General features: G+C 42.9%; 16 protein-coding genes. 12 read left to right on the top strand and 4 right to left on the bottom strand.

All coding sequences use genetic code 11. The annotated features are described in order from the left end of the window. Positions 1–130 precede the first annotated feature (130 nt). From L1286_RS11765 to L1286_RS11810, 10 genes are read left to right on the top strand one after another with little or no spacing between them, the layout of a single operon-like run. Positions 131–1,276: a methyl-accepting chemotaxis protein gene (locus L1286_RS11765; protein ID WP_235407247.1), complete on the top strand. Its 1,146-nt coding sequence runs from the start codon at positions 131–133 to the stop codon at positions 1,274–1,276. Between the two features lie 7 nt (positions 1,277–1,283). Beyond that, positions 1,284–1,652, top strand: coding sequence for a response regulator (locus tag L1286_RS11770; protein WP_039608997.1), 369 nt, complete (start codon positions 1,284–1,286; stop codon positions 1,650–1,652). 10 nt (positions 1,653–1,662) lie between these two features. Then, a complete protein-coding gene (locus L1286_RS11775; RefSeq protein WP_235407248.1) occupies positions 1,663–1,938 on the top strand; it encodes an STAS domain-containing protein in 276 nt (91 codons plus the stop codon). Positions 1,939–1,947: 9 nt separating this feature from the next. Continuing rightward, a complete protein-coding gene (locus L1286_RS11780; RefSeq protein WP_235407249.1) occupies positions 1,948–4,059 on the top strand; it encodes a chemotaxis protein CheA in 2,112 nt (703 codons plus the stop codon). A 20-nt stretch (positions 4,060–4,079) separates the two neighbouring features. Further along, positions 4,080–6,062, top strand: a complete 1,983-nt coding sequence (locus tag L1286_RS11785; protein WP_235407250.1) for a methyl-accepting chemotaxis protein — start codon at positions 4,080–4,082, stop codon at positions 6,060–6,062. 5 nt (positions 6,063–6,067) lie between these two features. Next, positions 6,068–6,673, top strand: a complete 606-nt coding sequence (locus L1286_RS11790) for a chemotaxis protein CheW (protein ID WP_235407251.1) — start codon at positions 6,068–6,070, stop codon at positions 6,671–6,673. Then, on the top strand, positions 6,666–7,211 hold the full coding sequence (locus L1286_RS11795) for a chemotaxis protein CheW (protein WP_235407252.1): 546 nt from the start codon (positions 6,666–6,668) through the stop codon (positions 7,209–7,211). The genes L1286_RS11790 and L1286_RS11795 overlap by 8 nt, the downstream gene beginning before the upstream one ends. 9 nt (positions 7,212–7,220) lie before the next feature. Then, the gene (locus L1286_RS11800; protein ID WP_235407253.1) at positions 7,221–8,024 is read left to right on the top strand and encodes a CheR family methyltransferase; all 804 of its coding nucleotides are present in this window, start codon (positions 7,221–7,223) and stop codon (positions 8,022–8,024) included. Beyond that, complete coding sequence (locus tag L1286_RS11805) at positions 8,021–9,094, top strand: protein-glutamate methylesterase/protein-glutamine glutaminase (protein ID WP_235407254.1); 1,074 nt, start codon at positions 8,021–8,023, stop codon at positions 9,092–9,094. The genes L1286_RS11800 and L1286_RS11805 overlap by 4 nt, the downstream gene beginning before the upstream one ends. A 2-nt stretch (positions 9,095–9,096) precedes the next feature. Beyond that, positions 9,097–10,719, top strand: coding sequence for a bifunctional diguanylate cyclase/phosphodiesterase (locus L1286_RS11810; protein ID WP_235407255.1), 1,623 nt, complete (start codon positions 9,097–9,099; stop codon positions 10,717–10,719). Positions 10,720–10,723: 4 nt separating this feature from the next. Here L1286_RS11810 and L1286_RS11815 read toward each other — a convergent pair whose 3' ends face one another. From L1286_RS11815 to L1286_RS11825, 3 genes are read right to left on the bottom strand one after another with little or no spacing between them, the layout of a single operon-like run. Continuing rightward, the gene (locus L1286_RS11815; RefSeq protein ID WP_235407256.1) at positions 10,724–11,953 is read right to left on the bottom strand and encodes a lipoprotein-releasing ABC transporter permease subunit; all 1,230 of its coding nucleotides are present in this window, start codon (positions 11,951–11,953) and stop codon (positions 10,724–10,726) included. Further along, a complete protein-coding gene (lolD, locus tag L1286_RS11820) occupies positions 11,946–12,653 on the bottom strand; it encodes a lipoprotein-releasing ABC transporter ATP-binding protein LolD (RefSeq protein ID WP_235407257.1) in 708 nt (235 codons plus the stop codon). Before lolD ends, L1286_RS11815 begins: the two co-directional genes overlap by 8 nt. Continuing rightward, the gene (locus tag L1286_RS11825; protein WP_235407258.1) at positions 12,646–13,848 is read right to left on the bottom strand and encodes a lipoprotein-releasing ABC transporter permease subunit; all 1,203 of its coding nucleotides are present in this window, start codon (positions 13,846–13,848) and stop codon (positions 12,646–12,648) included. The genes lolD and L1286_RS11825 overlap by 8 nt, the downstream gene beginning before the upstream one ends. Positions 13,849–14,004: 156 nt before the next feature. On the opposite strand from L1286_RS11825, the gene L1286_RS11830 reads away from it, so the two are divergent. Next, positions 14,005–15,669 (top strand): SulP family inorganic anion transporter, encoded by a 1,665-nt coding sequence (locus L1286_RS11830; protein ID WP_235407259.1) that lies wholly within the window; start codon positions 14,005–14,007, stop codon positions 15,667–15,669. Here L1286_RS11830 and L1286_RS11835 read toward each other — a convergent pair. After that, a complete protein-coding gene (locus tag L1286_RS11835) occupies positions 15,666–16,541 on the bottom strand; it encodes a LysR family transcriptional regulator (RefSeq protein ID WP_235407260.1) in 876 nt (291 codons plus the stop codon). The genes L1286_RS11830 and L1286_RS11835 overlap by 4 nt on opposite strands. Before the next feature lie 98 nt (positions 16,542–16,639). Here L1286_RS11835 and L1286_RS11840 point away from each other — a divergent pair, with 98 nt between their 5' ends. After that, positions 16,640–17,761 (top strand): S-(hydroxymethyl)glutathione dehydrogenase/class III alcohol dehydrogenase, encoded by a 1,122-nt coding sequence (locus L1286_RS11840; RefSeq protein ID WP_235407261.1) that lies wholly within the window; start codon positions 16,640–16,642, stop codon positions 17,759–17,761. Positions 17,762–17,772 lie beyond the last annotated feature (11 nt).

Below are 17,772 nucleotides of genomic sequence, written 5' to 3' on the forward strand. Positions count from 1 at the left end.
TTTTTCTTCACTCTATTAATTTCGTTAACCACTTGCAACCAAGAATAGGCCAAGATACAAAACAAATTTAAATTTGCACAATAATCATACTTTACTAGGCTAAAAATAATCCAACAAAGGATTTAGTAAAATGCGCTTGTTTGTATCGTATTCAACGCCCATCATTGTTTTGGTTATTGGTCTGTTATTCACAGATTCACTAATCGTAACTATCGTCACGAGTGTGCTCGCCGCCTTGGGTCTACTGCTACAGAAAATTGCACTGTCTGACGAAGACAATAAAGACACCGAACACGACCTCGACGCTGTTAATAATGCGTTGGAAAGTCAGCAAAACATTCAGGATGATTTGGCTTGCCTTGAGAAACTGAGCAGCGTCATTATTCCCCAACTTATCGCTCAGGTTAGCGCAGCGAGAGAGCAAACAAAAACATCCGTCGTGAATATGTCTGGAGAGTTTTCCCAGTTAGTTACCAATATTTCCGATACGCTTGAAAGAACTAACTCAGACAGTGGACATAGTCTACAGGAAGTCTCTGAAACCAGTCGCGATAAGTTAAATGGTGTCTTGCAGTATATCGAACAAACAAACGACTCTCAGGCACAAATGACATCCACAATTAGCGATTTAGTTATAAAAAGCAATGAGTTGCAAACTATGTCAGTGGATGTATCAAAAATCGCGGAACAAACTAATTTACTGGCGTTAAATGCTTCAATCGAAGCAGCAAGGGCGGGCGAAAATGGCCGTGGTTTTGCCGTTGTGGCGGACGAAGTGAGATCACTGGCCAATTCAAGTGGCGAGACGGGCGTACGTATAGGTCAATTAGTAGAAAGTATTGCCAATGCGATGCGAACATCCATGGACATGATGAACGCAGAACTAGAAAAGAAACAAGCGTTGACTGAAAAATACCGAACAGAAATCAATCAGGTCGTTGATGAGTGGCTGGTGCTTTCTCAACAAATGCAAACACAAGCAGCCGAACTGCATACGTCCAATATAGATATACGTGAAAAAATTTCTCAAATCCTCGTTGACCTGCAATTTCAAGACAGAGTTGATCAAATTCAAGACAGTGTGAACATCGCCTTGAACATTATGGTGGAAGAAATTGATCAGTTCATTGCCAGCAGAAGAGATTGTAAATCCGCACAATTTAATCACCAAAGAATTAGCCAAGAGCTGAAGAAAACAGCCGCAACCAACGAACAAAGAAACATTTTGTCGAAGAGTCGTGGCGACGACACAGTCGATGACTTAACTTTCTTATGAGGAAATTATGAGTAAAACAATTTTAGTCGTAGATGATTCTGATTCTCTCAGACAAGTGGTAAATATCGCGCTTACAGGCGCAGGCTTTAACGTCGTTGAAGCCAGAGACGGAAAGGATGCCCTCACCAAACTTAACGGTAATAAGATTCATCTCATTATAAGTGATGTAAATATGCCTAATATGAATGGCATTGAATTCGTTAAACAGGCAAAACAACTGCCGCAATATAAGTTTACGCCTGTGATTATGCTAACGACAGAAAATCAACAAAGCATGATGGAGGAAGGTAAGAAAGCAGGTGCAAAAGCTTGGATGGTCAAGCCGTTTAAGCCAGCGCAGATGCTACAAGCGGTATCTAAGTTATTAATGATGTAGAGAGTTTGGTATGTCTGAGTGTTTTAAGTTCCCTTCTGAGCTCACGATCTATGAAGTTCAGGAAACATTTAATGAAGTGAAGTCATATATTTCAGACAAGGAAGAAGTGTCGTTTGACTTTAGTGAGACCACTGAAGTCGACTCAGCTGGTTTGCAATTGATAATTTGGGTCGTTTATCACAGTCAAAAAGTTGGACTTAATGTAGTAACAATTTCTACAAATGAGTTAATTGAAGCACGATTTGAAAAACTGGGTGTCGGAATATCCGCCCCACAAATTGAGTAAGGGACAAATATGTCTATTGATTTGTCTTCAGCCATCGCGACTTTTGTTACAGAATCAAAAGAGCTTTTGCAGGAAATGGAAAATGGTCTTTTAGATCTCGAGACAGAGACTTCGGACGAGCATGCGAATGAAATCATCAATGCACTGTTTAGGGCCATTCATACGATAAAAGGCAGTGCGGGTATATTTGATTTTGAGCATGTCGTGACGCTCACCCATATTGCAGAAACTTTGCTCGAAGACGCTCGCAATGGCAATCTACAGTTAGATAAGGAACTGATCTCCCTCTATCTGGAAACACGAGACGCAACTGAAACCCTGATTGTACTTGCCGCCTCAGAGACCGCGCCAGACCAAGTACTGTTATCCAAGGTGGACAACCTCGTTGCATGCTTTTCAAAATACATAGACGCAGAAACCGAAACAATCGATCACCAGTCAACAAACTTAAATACGGGTGATAGGTCATTAGATAATACGCGCTGGATTGTTTTCTTTGTGCCCAATGAAAACGTATTGAGAAATGGGTTAGACCCCTACTCTTTTATTCACTATTTAGATGCTGAAACTACTAATTTGCGTGTTGATACTTGGTTTGACGGCATGTTTGGACCACAACATTTTGACCCAGAATCCAATTATCTATCCTTTGTCATATCTTTTGAATCTGACAAATCAAAAGACGAGATTGTGGATGTTTTTGAATTTATTCAAAGTGAAGCGTATATCGCAGTTCTGCAACCGAAAGGCAGTGTTGATGTTTTAAAACAGAGTATTCAGCGCTATCAGGACTTTGACTTTATCATTGAGTCACTGCGAAAAGCCGACGACTCCTTTTTAGATATCGTTAAGCTCCTGAATAACGACCCCGCAGAAAGCGAAGCGCAAATATCTACGCCTGCTGGCGATGCCCCCGTGCAGGCGCCTTCAAAGATACACAAAAGTAAAACCTTAAGAGTAGAAGCCTTAAAGTTGGATAGGCTGATTGATCAAGTGGGCGAAATGGTCATAACAGGCGCACGAACGAATTTACTTGCCCACGAAACAGGGAATGAAACTCTGATAGAAGCCATGGCTTTACTTGAGCGGCTGGTGGAGAACATTCGCGATAGTTCTTTGAAACTTAGAATGGTGCAAATTGGCGAAACATTCAATAAATTCAAGCGTGTAGTGCGAGATATTGCGGATGAGTTAGGGAAGCAAGTTGACCTCACCATTATCGGGGCTGAAACAGAGCTGGATAAAACCTTTGTTGAAAAAGTCAGTGATCCGTTAATGCACATCGTTAGAAACGCTATCGATCATGGTATCGAAGATCCTGAAACTCGCTTAGCGCAAGGCAAAACAGAGCAAGGGCAGCTGACTTTGAAAGCATATCACGACTCGGGCTCTATCGTGATAGAGGTCAGTGATGATGGAAAAGGGTTAGATCAAGCGCGTATCTTGCAAAGAGCGGTTGACAGAGGCTTAGTATCTGCCAATCAAACGTTGCAAGAAAAAGACATCAACCTACTTATTTTTGAACCAGGCTTTTCTACCGCCGAATCAATCACCAACATCTCAGGTCGTGGTGTAGGCATGGATGTCGTCAAGAGGAATATTGACAGCTTAAGAGGCAGTGTTGAGGTTGAAAGCGTACAGGGAGAAGGGTCAACTATATTGATCCGCCTACCACTGACATTGTCCATAATTGACGGTTTTATGTTTGAAGTTCATAAGGAAAATTATGTTATACCACTTGATACGGTCGTTGAGTGCTTGGAGCTCCACGAAGTCGTGTCAGAGCAAGACATACAGGATAAAAGTTACATTAATTTGCGCACAGAAGTACTGCCATTCATACGGCTTCGCACCTTATTTGGCATTGAAGAACAAATTGATCACACAAGAGAATCTTTAGTCATCGTTCAATTTGGTACTTTGCGCGCGGGTTTGGTTGTTGACTCCCTAAAAGGCGAGTTTCAGACAGTTGTTAAGCCACTAGGAAGGTTGTTCGAAGGACTCAAATGTATTAGTGGCGCGACGATTTTGGGCAGTGGTAACGTCGCAATTATTCTGGACGTATCAGCGCTCATTAAGTCAGCTATTTCAGTGTATGAAGCATTAGAGAAAAAACATTAGGCGATACCCGGAGAACGAACATGTTTAAGAACTTCACTATTCGCAATAAGATAATTCTTGCGATGTTTACCATGGGACTGTTGCTGCTTGTAATAGCCATGTCGGTACAACTCAAAAATGGGGAAATTGAAGAGTTTGCAGTTGACGTTGGTAAGGTTGACATTCCTGAAACAATTTACGCGCTTAATATGCTCGACGAGCTGGGCGACATGAACAGTAATGTACTTGAGTATATAGCAGGTGAATCAGACGAAAGTGAAGACTTTAGATCAAACTACAACGAGTTTATTCGCTATTTGGACGACCTCAAGCAGCTAGGTACTGTCAGCAACTCCCTCATCCGCCAGCTAGAAGAGCTGGTCACACGTTACGCCAATGAAAATCAAGAACTCATTTTTGACAGGTTTGACCCTTTGATGGAAGCCAAAGCAATAGATAAGTATGACTACCTCAATAAAGAGTTTGCGATTCCACTCGAGCAATTACTGGATACTTTAAAAGAAGAAGAAGTAGCGGATGCCGGTAGCAGTGGAGATTTTAATGAAGTGGTCAATGACGACTTACCAGGTGTGCGATATTACCTTGAGCTCATCGACGAACAAGGTGACATGATGAGCTCACTCAATGCATATATGCGCGGTGCGCTTGGCGCGGATGCTGCCTTTGAAAAAGACGCCAGAACATTTACTGGATTTTTAGCTGACCTTAAACCTCTGGAAAGAAAACCGCCTGAAATTAAAGCACTCAGTGAAGTAGAGAGAATGTATCTTGAACTCTACAACGGCGGAAAAGAAATATTCGCGATGTACGACCCCCGTAACAAGATCAAAGCATCGAGCGATGTTGACCGATTAGAACACGAGGTGTTCAACAAAATCGAAGATTTACTTGAGGAAATTTCGAATGAAGCCATTCAAGAAGGTGACGACTCTTTAAATTCGTTGGTTACCGCAGCGCGTGAAAGTATATCGCTGGTGTGGGCGCTGCTCGTCGTCGCAATAATACTCGCTACCGCAACAGCTGCCTTTTTGATCCGAGGTATTGTCATCCCAATCAATGCACTTGCAGAAGCCGCTGAAGACTTAAGATCTGGAGAAGGTGATTTGACTCGTCGGATCCCTGATTTTGGCAATGACGAAATTGGCGAGACGGCGCGCAGCTTCAACGGTTTCATTGAACGTTTACAAAATATTTTGTTGGATATACAAGAATCTGTCGAGTCTATCGCCCACAGCACCAACGAGGTTGGCACTACTTCGAGGATGTTAAGTTCAACATCAAACCAATTAGCAGCAAGTGTTGAAGAGACATCGGCGTCGCTCGAACAAATGAGCTCCTCTATCTCAATGAATACTGAAAATTCAAAAGTGACGAACGATATCGCGAAGCAATCAAGTAGTGAAGCAAATGACGGTGGACGTGCCGTTAAAGATACCGTTAAAGCCATGACTCAAATTGCAGAAAAGATAGGTATCATCGAAGACATCGCCTACAAAACTAACCTTTTGGCATTGAACGCGGCAATCGAGGCTGCCAGAGCTGGTGAGCATGGCAAAGGGTTTGCGGTGGTGGCTGATGAAGTCAGAAAACTTGCTGAGCGTTCACAAGTCGCCGCGCAAGATATCAGTACACTCGCAGACAACAGTGTGAAGATCGCACAACATGCCGGCGGTATGTTAGACCGTATGGTGCCAAATATTGGAAAAACGGCCGATTTAGTGCAAGAAATCACGGCCGCTTCTACAGAGCAAAGTACCAGTGTTGCGGAAATCAATAGAACGGTATCCCAGTTAGATGAAATTGCTCAGCAAAACGCGTCTGCTTCTGAAGAGCTCGCGTCAACGGCAAAAATGGTGCAAGACCAAACCAGCGACATTCGCTCTACGGTTAACTACTTTAAACTGAGTAATGATAGGCAAATGATGAAACTAAGACGCTCAGTACAGGAAGGGAAATCTCCCAATTCTATGCCAGAAGAAGGCTACACACCATTTGATGAGTAACGATTATGACCGATCATACAACTCAAAGTAGCTTTGTAGATAAAGATAAGTATCTGGCTTTTGAGCTGAACCATGCCTCGTACTCTATTAATATTTCTTTAGTTAAAGAGATTATGGAATACGTTGAGGTAGATCCGATCCCTATGGCACCAGAATTTATTATTGGTGCCATTAATTTACGCGGCGAGGTAATACCTGTATTCGACCTATCTTTGCGCTTGGCGAAGCAGCCTCAAGAGATAACGAATAGAACTTGTATTATTATCGCCGAATGCCTCTTTAACGAGCAACAAATTACAATCGGCCTAAAAGTAGACATGGTGACGAAGGTACTTGATATCTCTGCTGCTGACATCGATAAAGTCCCCAGTATTGGCGGACAATTTCACAGTCGCTTTGTCATGGGCTTGGCAAAACTACCCGATAAGTTAATGACCATCTTAGACATCTCTAAAATCCTCACACTTGACGATATGAAACTGATAGAAGATCTAAACAATGCTGAGCTCAGTGAAGCGGCTGACAAAGAGCAACAACGTGAAGAGAGTGACGACGGCATGGAGCAAGATTCAGAGTGTGAGAATGATGAAACCGAGGTAACCCATGAGTGAATCTCAATCAGAAACCGAACACGTTCAGCAAAAAGATGAACTAAGGTACTTATTTGTAAAAGTCGGTCACGACCATTTCGGTATACCTATTGACTCTGTTAAAGAGGTAATCGAGTTAGTAGAAACAACAATGGTGCCTATGTGTAACGACGTTATTCGAGGAGTAATCAATGTCAGGGGGAGCGTTATTCCAGTGCTAGATTTGCAAAGTCGATTGGGCCTCAAGTCTACTACCCCCTATGATAAATATAGTTGTATTGTCCTTTACGACTTTTATGACCACTCGCTAGAAGAATCAATGACACTGGGAATGTTAGTTAACAGTGTCGTTTCTATTGAGTTTATTGATTTGAATAACCTTGAATCTTCGCCCTCATTTGGCTCGAATATTCCTCGTCATTTTGAATGGAAAATGGCGAAGATTAACAATAAGCTGACCACCCTTTTAGATGTTGCTAAGGTGCTAAACGTCAATGAAATTAACACCTCTCTAAAACACGAGCAAGAGCAGTTTTTTATCGATTACTGTCAGAAGTAAATGGCTCATATGTCCATCAACACGCTTGAGTTCAATCAATTAAACCGCGTATTAGACCAGCACACTGGTATTCGTTTGAACTCAAACAAATCGGATATTATGGCAAGCCGTTTAAGTGCTCGCTTGAGGGCAACAAATTGCGGATCATTTAACAAATATTATCAGTACATAATAAGCCCGCAGGGAAAAAATGAGCTTGATATCTTCATCGATAAGATGACAACGCATGAAACGTACTTTTTCCGAGAGCAACCTCAGTTTGAGTTTTTGTACAACTATTATCGACAAAAAAAGAGCCGCAATGTGCCGGTTCGAGCTTGGAGTGCGGCCGCTTCGACTGGAGAAGAAGCTTACTCAATAGCGATGATCCTCGATGATTTATTTTATGCCGGTAACTGGTCTGTTATAGGCACTGATATCTCCCCAACAGCCGTTGATATGGCCAAAGATGCCTGCTTTGCATTATCGACCGTGCAAAAAATTCCTAAAAAGTACCGTCGCGCATATTGCCTAAAAGGCACTGGAAAAAATGAAGGGACTTTTACAGTGAATAAATCGATCAGACACCATTGCAACTTTAACGTTGATAACCTTTTGAAGCTCAGGACGGTAGACTATTCTTTTGATATTATTTTCTTACGTAATGTACTGATTTACTTTGATGAAGCCAAACAACAAAAAATAGTTGATAACATTATTCACCGTCTCAATCACGGCGGATTGCTGTTTTTAGGGCACTCCGAATCACTAAGAAAAAAACGTAATGGCATCGATTTAATCCAGCCCTGTATCTATAAGAAGGTACGATTATGATTCACGTTTTTATTGTTGACGACTCGGCGGTCATGCGCCAGCTCATGGGAGAAATTATCAACCATGATAGAGAGTTAAAAATGATAGGCAGCGCACCTGACCCTATTTTGGCTGAAAGAAAAATGAAAATGAATTGGCCTGATGTCATACTGCTAGACGTGGAGATGCCAAAAATGGACGGCATTACGTTTTTGAAAAAAATCATGCAAGAACGACCCACACCAATAATTATGTGCTCTGCACTCACTCAAAAAAATACTGAAACCACGATGGAGGCACTCGCATCGGGTGCCGTTGATGTCATCGCGAAACCAACACATGGCCTAGCCGACTTTATTAACAACCAAGGTGTAACACAAATAATTGATGCCATCAAAGCGGCCGGGAAAGCGAAAGTTAAGCCAATGCGTTATCTATCTGCCGAGTCAGTACGACACAACCATAGTGTTGATGAAGTGATCCCTCCACCTGACCCCACAGAACTTAAGCCACCAATTACTTCAGATAAGGTTATTGCGGTGGGTGCGTCCACAGGAGGAACTGAAGCACTAACAGGGTTTCTCTCATTACTTCCCCCTTCGACACCACCGATTGTCATTGTCCAGCACATGCCTGGTAAGTTTACCCACGCATTCGCTCAGCGTCTGGACACCATTACACCACACGTGGTTGTTGAGGGTGAAACGGCTATGAGATTGAAGTCCGGACACGTTTACATCGCCCCAGGCGGAAGGCACATGTTGGTAAAACGTCAAGGTAGCGACTACTATTTAGAAATACGGGATGGGCCTTTGGTGAGTCGACATAAACCCTCTGTTGATGTCTTGTTTCGCTCCGTTGCACAATCAGTCGGCAGAAATGCCATTGGTGTAATCTTAACGGGAATGGGAGATGACGGCGCATCAGGCATGCTAGACATGAAACAAGCCGGAGCAATCAACTTCGCAGAGAGTGAATCAAGCTGCGTCGTGTTTGGTATGCCCAAAGAAGCCATTGCGAGAGGTGCCGTTGATAAGGTGTTCTCGCTGAGCAACATTCCGTATCAAATTTTAAAAGTGCTAAGGTGCTAGGTATGCAAAAAAGCCTCATAGAGTTGCTCAACATTATCTACGTCGCTTACGAAAATGACGGTACTATTACTGGAATTTCAGATAAGGCAAGCGACCTTATCACCCTCAAAGTCGGCGATAATATAGTAAATTGCCCCGCCTTAAAGTTCTTTGACGAAGACTTTACCGAACTGGACAGCAAGGAAATCCTCTTTGAAACCTGCTTTGAGTATCGAGAAGTGGGTGTAAGTGTAGACAACAGTAATGTGCACTGGGTGCGATTTTGCTACACACGAAAGAATACCCTCACCTTTGTTAAAGTTGAACTCATCGAAGAGCTTATTGCAATCAGAAGGCTCAATAAGCAACTAGCGATTAGAGATCCACACACAGGGTTACTGTACCGAGAAGCATTTGTGTCCAAAGTTCAAGAGTTGGATACCTATGGCATTATGTGTTGCATTCGAATATGCAATTATCAACGTATTTCAGAGGTATGGAATATTGGCGTTGCGAATCTTGTATTTATGGAGGTCCTGTCACGATTTCAAGGAGACTTTGAACAAGGTATCTTTTCTAAGCACTCATCCGATTGTTTTTGCGTATTTGTCCCTCACACGACCCAAATCAACATAGAAGCCTTGTATAATCACCTTAACGAACCATTTGAATTTAACGATAGTAGCTTTTATAGCAATGTGGCACTGGGCTATTACAAAGAGAGCCATAAAGATGATCACGAATTAAGCCTTAATAAAGCGGAAATGGCCACATTTGATGTTTTGTCAGACAAACTCCGATTAGTTGAATTCCAAGAGGGCTTAGCTCGACAAATTGAACGCCAAAATAAAATTGAAACAGCATTAAGGGATTCGTTTCATCAAGACTTAAATAGTAGTTTTACCGTCGTTTTACAGCCTTTACATGACACCAAAACTGAGTGCCTGATCGGCGCAGAATGCCTCATGCGTTGGACACTGGAGGGCAAGCCAATATCACCTGCTGAATTTATACCGATCGTTGAAAGCACGGGAGACATCAATAAACTGACCTTGTTTACGCTATCTCAAATACGTAAAACTGTACAACATTTACATAGCGAGGGAATAGACTGTAAACACTATATGTTTGCCATTAACATCAGTGTTGTGGAAATACTGGATGTGAAATTTGAAAATAAACTACTGGCGGCACTCGCTCAATACAATATTGAGCCAAACCGCATAAAACTGGAGTTAACGGAATCAGCACTTATTGATAATTTCTCTTATGTAAACGAAGTACTGGTATCACTGCAATCTAAAGGTTTTACAATCTCTATCGATGACTTTGGTACTGGCTTTTCTAGCCTCAGCTACCTATGCAAACTCAATTTTGATGAGATAAAAATCGACCGCTCTTTTGTTACTAATGTGGTCAAAGACGGTAAGCTTCAGTCGGTATTTAACTCGATCGTATCTTTGGCCAAAAACCTTGATAAGCCGCTCGTTGCAGAGGGCGTTGAAGATATGGAACAAATGATTTATGCCAAGGCTAAAGGCGTCCAATATGTTCAGGGTTATTACTATAGTAAACCACTGCCCATTGACGCCTTTGTTGAATATGTACTAGAAGACAAATCCAGCTATCTACATTTTGAGAGCTAATTGCCTACCCCCCGCCAAGGACGCGTGCTGGCTCAACTTTTGTAGCCTGCCAAGCTGGGTAAACGCTCGACAAGATTGATATCAATAATGTTGCGAGCAATACCACCACAATATCACTGATGACTAATTTACTTGGTAAAAACTCGATAAAGTAGACACCTTGTAAGGGGTTAGCACCATCCATTGAAACCCAAACAGAAAATAACTCCGTGATACTTAGTGCAATGGCAGTACCAAGTAACATACCAAAAAAGGCACCGACCAGTGCATAACTGAGGCCTTGCACCGCAAAAGTCATGAAAATCGTTTTGTCTTGCGTTCCCATGGTCTTGAGAATGGCTATGTCAGCCTGTTTCTCTTTAACTTCCATTACCATTGAAGAAATGATATTAAAACTTGCTACTGCAATGATCAAAAAGACCACCAGATACACAATGGTCCTAACCATTTGGATGTCCTGATATAGACTGCCTTGCGTGCGAAACCAACTTTGAACGTACACAAGATCAGGCAATGCCCTACCAGCACTCATGGCAATTTGATGCGCATTGAAAACATCATTCACCGCTAGCCGAAGCCCCGTTACCGTATCCTCACTCAATGACAAAGCACTTTGAACTTTTTCAAGGTTGACTATCACTAAATTCCTATCGACTTCGCCACCCATGGTAATGAATCCTGCGACTGTAAAAGAAACACGTTTGGGCGCTGCCAACGCATTCTTTGCATGCTGATTAGCTATCAAGACCGTAACCTTATCCCCTTCTTGCACATTCAACTGAGTCGCGATCCCCCGGCCAATCAAAATGTCATCATTTGATAAATCACCTAACTTAAAAGGGGCAGTATAAAGTCCAATACTCGACACTCGATCATGGAGCTCGGGTTTAATCGCTTTAAGTTGAGCCGCTTTTAACTGGCCTTTGTACTGTACCATCCCAGTCAAATTGATTTCTGGCACTGCCGCTTTGACACCAGGTTGAGACGCCAGCAGATTGACTTTTTCTGGCCAGTTGTGAATCGGATCATAAGGTGCTTGATAACTCACATGAGGCACCACAGACAACAACCTCTCTTTGAGTTGATGCTCAAAACCGTTGATCACAGAGAGCGCAACGATTAAAACTGTTACGCCAAGAAACACCCCTATTGTGGAAGCTTTGCTTAAAAACCCAAATAAACCGCTGTGGTTTTTCGACTCTCGTAACCGTTTACTTAAAAATAAACTAAGCATGCTTCGCCCCGTCAACCCCTTGGTATTCAACCAAAACGCCATCATCTAGCTGCACAACACGGCCAAGCTTTTCTGCAAGCTCTAAGTCATGTGTCACCACGACAAAACTGGTATCAAACTCTTTATTTAGCTCATTCAATAATTCGTATATTTTGAGTGCATTGTGTTTGTCAAGATTACCCGTTGGCTCATCCGCTAATACAAGCGATGGCTTAGTCACCAGAGCACGAGCGATGGCCACTCGCTGCCTTTCGCCTCCAGACAACTCAGAAGGTCGATGAGATGTCCGATGTCCAAGGCCGACTTTTTCTAGCATGTTAGTCGCCTCTTTTTCAGCTTCTACTTTCGTTTTACCCGCAATAAGTAAAGGCATTGAAACATTCTCGAGGGCACTGAAATCCATCAGTAAGTGATGAAATTGATAAATAAAACCCATATGGCGATTACGAAAGTCAGCCTGCTTTGATCGGGATAGTTTATCTACTTCAATACCTTTGATTTTTAAACTGCCATCACTCGCCCCATCCAGTGTACCCAAAATATGCAGCAATGTACTTTTACCAGAACCGGAACTGCCCACAATAGAAAGTGTTTCACCCTGCTCTAGTGACAAATTGACACCTTTGAGTACTGACACTTGAGCGCCAGCATCTTGGTACGATTTACTTAATTGTTGACACTGAATTACGGGATCATTCATATCTTAATACCTCGGCAGGCATCACTTTTGCCGCTTTTTGGGCAGGGTAAAGTGTTGCTAGAAAACTTAACAATAAACTCGTTACAATAATAAAAGTTAGGCTAACGGAGTCGAATTTAACGGGCAAAGCCATGCCACCTAGCAATGACAAGCCCACTACATTCAAGACTTCATTTATATTTGCAGCCAATGCGATGCCGAGCACAGATCCGATGGCTGTACCGACAATACCGTTATATAAGCCTTGCACCATAAAAACCTGAGCAATTTTTCGAGGTGTAAAACCTAATGTTTGAAGAATAGCAACCTCACCTTGCTTTTCACTTACCATCATGGACAACGCGGATACGATATTGAACACGGCAACAATAACAATCAGCGCCAAAAGTAAAGACATAACACGTTTTTCCATAGCGACTGCGGCAAATAACGCCCCTTGTTGTACTTGCCAATCTTGGTACCCGAATTGAGATAACAACGGCGCATTTGCTTGCTTGAAATCTGCAACCGCGAAAGCGTCGTCAAGCGTCACACTGAGATCAAAACTGTCAGGTTTCTTTTTGAGCAGTTTCAGTAGGCTTTCTCCATCAGCAAATGCCAAGCTTGTATCAGCTTCACTGGCCGAATTGTAAATCACAGCAACCGTAAATAAACGTTGTTTTGGCACTCGCCCCAGTGGGGTGTAACTTGTAATATCTGGAAAAATAACTCTTACCTTGCTGCCCAGCCTCACGTCTAACTTGTTCGCTAAGAAACGACTGAGCGCAAGTTGATAGCGCCCATTTTCCAAAGTTTTGACAGAGCCAGATTCAACATGTTTGGTAATGGACGTCGGATAACCTTTGAATGCGCCCTGCAATCTAACCCCAACTAACTCTTTATTTGTCTGCAAAATTACGTCGGAGGTAACATAGGGCGTAACACGCTTCACACCTGGTAATGCAGCAAATTGCGCTGGTTGCAAACGGGGTTGTTCTTTTGCGGTTTTAGAAAGTTGCACATGCGGTATCAAGTCTAACATGGCGTTTTTTAGACTCTGTTCGAACCCATTCATTACCGAATTGACTGTTATTAACGACATAAGTCCCAGTGCTATGCCAGCAATGGAGAAAAACGATATAAATGAGACAAATGCGTTGCCTTTTGAGGCACGGCTGTACCTCAGCCCAACAAAAAGACTAACTGATTGAAACATATAAAAAATTTATTTCTTTGTTTTCTTCTAGACGCTAATCCTAACACAGATAAGAATTGACGGTCACATCATGATGTGTAAAAAATTTTTAATTATCCGCTACTTAATGTCTCAATTTAGTGTAAAATGCGTGAAATCTTGCGGTATGGAAGTTCTATGTTATCCCTTGACAGATATAAGCATATGAATTTAAAAGGGGATTTGTTCGGTGGTGTGACCACTGCGATTATTTCTCTTCCCCTAGCCCTCGCCTTCGGGGTCGCTTCTGGTGCCGGTGCAGAAGCAGGTATGTGGGGCGCTATTCTCGTCGGTCTTTTTGCTGCCTTGTTCGGCGGTTCAACCTCCTTAATCTCTGAGCCAACAGGTCCGATGACGGTCATAATGACAGCAGTTTTGACCACAATGATGGCGCAGTATCCTGAAAATGGCCTCGCTATGGGTTTCACCGTTGTTATGATGGCGGGTGCATTCCAAATCCTCTTGGGCACATTAAAACTAGGCAAATATGTTACCTTAATGCCCTATAGCGTGATATCAGGCTTTATGTCTGGCATCGGCGTAATTCTGATAATTTTACAACTTGCCCCACTGCTCGGACACCAAGCTCCTGCGGGAGGCGTACTCGGTACGTTAAGTGCGTTACCGAGCCTATTGTTAGACCTCCACTTTGCTGAATTGTTTTTAGGTATCGCGACTCTCGGTATCCTGTTCTATTTGCCACAAAAGTACCGCCAATATGTACCCGCGCAACTGGTGGCTTTGGTCGCGGTTACGCTCGTGTCTATTATCATTTTTGATATGGAGAGTATTAATCGTATTGGTGAAATCCCAAGCGGGTTGCCTTCCATCGTGTGGCCAACGTTTACCACTGAGCAGTTCACTTCAATGGTTATCGACGCGTTAGTACTGGGCACATTAGGGTGTATCGACACTTTGCTAACAGCCGTCATTGGCGACAGTTTAACAAGAACAGAACATGACTCAGACAAAGAATTGCGTGGCCAAGGTATCGCGAACATGCTATCGGGCCTATTCGGCGCTTTACCTGGTGCTGGTGCTACAATGGGCACCGTTGTAAATATACAAGTAGGCGCGAGATCCCCCTTAGCAGGCATCATACGTGCATTAATTCTCATGGCTGTGGTATTTGTTGCAGGTAGCCTGACTGAGCCAATTCCGATGGCCGTACTAGCAGGTATTGCTGTCTACGTAGGCTACAACATACTAGATTGGAGTTTTATCCAGCGCGCTCATAAATTGAGTATTAGTCAGATGACGATTATGTATGGAGTCATGCTGTTAACCGTCTTTGTCGACTTAATCGTTGCCGTTGGGCTCGGTGTTTTCATTTCTAACATCATGGTGATTGAGCGACTCAGTCGTGTACAAGAACAGCACGTCAAGGCAATCAGTGACAGTGATACAGATGAAGATGTGCCACTTAGCACACATGAAAAGTCTCTGCTCGAAAAAGCACAAGGCAAGCTGCTGTTCTTTTATTTGTCAGGGCCCATGATCTTCAGTGTTTCTAAGGCCATCGCTCGCCAACATCGTCAGATCAGTGAATACAAAACCATGGTACTGGATTTAAGTGATGTGGCTATGCTGGATGTGACGGTGAGTTTGGCCATTGAAAATGCGATTTCAGATGCTGTCGATGCCAATGTTCAAGTCTTTATCTATTCGCCAAACCAAGAAACAAGTGAACAGCTCAATAAGATTAATGTACGTGAAAAGCTTGGTGAGGACGCATTTTGTCATAGCCGTGAAGCTGCGTTGAATAAAGCTTTGGAAGCCATGGCTATTGATCAACAGGCCTAGGTTTTACCTAACCCTGTTGCTAAAAACTCTAGTAGCTCCCTTACTGATGTGGGTAAATACCGCCTGGGTGGGTACACCGCCCAGATACCCTCTGATTCTGGTTTGAATGGTGTAAGCACCTCAACTAAAGCCTCGCTTGAAATCGCCTCTTTTACATAATAATGCGGTAATTGTATTAAGCCTAGACCTTGGATTGCCGCGTCGACTAATGCCCAGCCACTGTTGCACCTAAGCCGACCTTTTGCATTGAAATGTGTCTCCTTGCCTTTATCAATAAAGCGCCAAACACTCGACTTTCCCAGTAAGCAGTGATGTTGCTCTAAGTCTTCCAAGGCTTTAAGTTTTGGCGCACTCATCAGGTAACTCGGTGCAGCACATACCAGTGTTTGCCTGTGCGCCAATAACCTTGCTCGAAGCGAAGAGTCCTTCAAGTTTCCTAGTCTAATTGCAAAATCAAAGCCCTGCTCAATTAAATCAAGCTGGTTATTGTTGAGTTCCATATCGACCTGAATGTTGGGGTATAAAGTCATAAACTGATTGATCAACGGCATGATGTATTGCTCACCATACATTACGGGAGCTGTAATCTTAATTTTACCGGCAGGTTCAGCATCTCTTTGTCTCAGTGCAGAGGTGGCGTCATCAAGTACATGCTGCAAATGTTTGGCATGAGACAAAAAGACATTACCCTCTGTGGTCAGAGATAGTTTGCGTGTTGTACGATTGAGTAGCTGATAACCCAATGTCCCCTCTAAAGTTTTCACTCGGCGACTTACTTGAGCAACAGATGTATCCAATTGTTCTGCGGCGCCTGTAAAAGAGCCACAAATGGCCACAGCAACAAACTCGTCAATACCAATCCACCTATCCATTATTACATATCCGTAAAAGTATTTTATTATATTAGAGATTATCAAAATAACATTAAGGGTTATACTAAGCACATCTATAAAAGTAGGAAAGCAACAAAATGGCACAATTTATTAAGTCAAAGGCCGCAATTGCATGGGGCCCAGGTAAACCACTCAGTATCGAAGAAGTGGATGTAATGATGCCTCAAGCAGGTGAGGTTTTAGTAAAAATTACCGCCACTGGCGTATGTCATACTGATGCATTTACACTGTCAGGTGACGATCCTGAAGGTGTGTTCCCCGCAATTCTCGGACACGAAGGAGCTGGCATTGTTGAAGCCGTGGGCGAAGGTGTCACCGGTGTCGCTGTCGGTGACCATGTTATCCCTCTTTATACACCAGAGTGTGGAGAATGTAAGTTTTGTACATCAGGTAAAACAAACCTGTGTCAAAAAATCCGTGAAACTCAAGGAAAAGGTTTAATGCCTGATGGCACCACACGCTTCTATAAAGATGGTGAACCAATCTATCATTACATGGGCACTTCGACATTTTCTGAGTATACCGTTTTGCCTGAAATCTCGTTGGCAAAAGTGAACAAAGACGCCCCTCTGGAAGAAATTTGTCTTTTAGGGTGTGGTGTGACCACAGGTATGGGTGCTGTTTTAAATACCGCTAAAGTTCAAAAAGGCGACACAGTTGCAATTTTTGGCTTAGGTGGAATTGGTCTATCAGCAATTATTGGCGCGACGATGGCTGGGGCTGGCCGCATTATCGGCGTTGACATCAATACGGACAAATTCGAGCTTGCATCTAAGCTAGGCGCAACCGATTTAATAAACCCAAATGACTTTGATAAACCGATTCAAGAAGTGATTGTCGAGATGACCGAAGGCGGTGTTGACTTTTCATTTGAATGTATCGGCAATGTCAACGTGATGCGCAGTGCACTTGAGTGCTGTCATAAAGGCTGGGGAGAATCGGTCATTATTGGCGTGGCAGGTGCTGGTCAAGAGATATCTACAAGGCCATTCCAACTTGTAACTGGACGCGTATGGCGTGGCAGCGCATTCGGCGGCGTAAAAGGTCGCTCAGAGCTACCTGAGATTGTTGAACGTTATATGGCGGGTGAGTTTAAATTAAATGACTTTATTACTCATACAATGGATCTAGAAGATATTAATGAAGCATTTGACTTAATGCATCAAGGTAAGAGCATTCGTTCAGTCATTCATTATTAAGCAATTGTAGT

It is taken from the genome of Pseudoalteromonas sp. SMS1, from assembly GCF_021530565.1.
Taxonomy (GTDB): Bacteria; Pseudomonadota; Gammaproteobacteria; order Enterobacterales; family Alteromonadaceae; genus Pseudoalteromonas.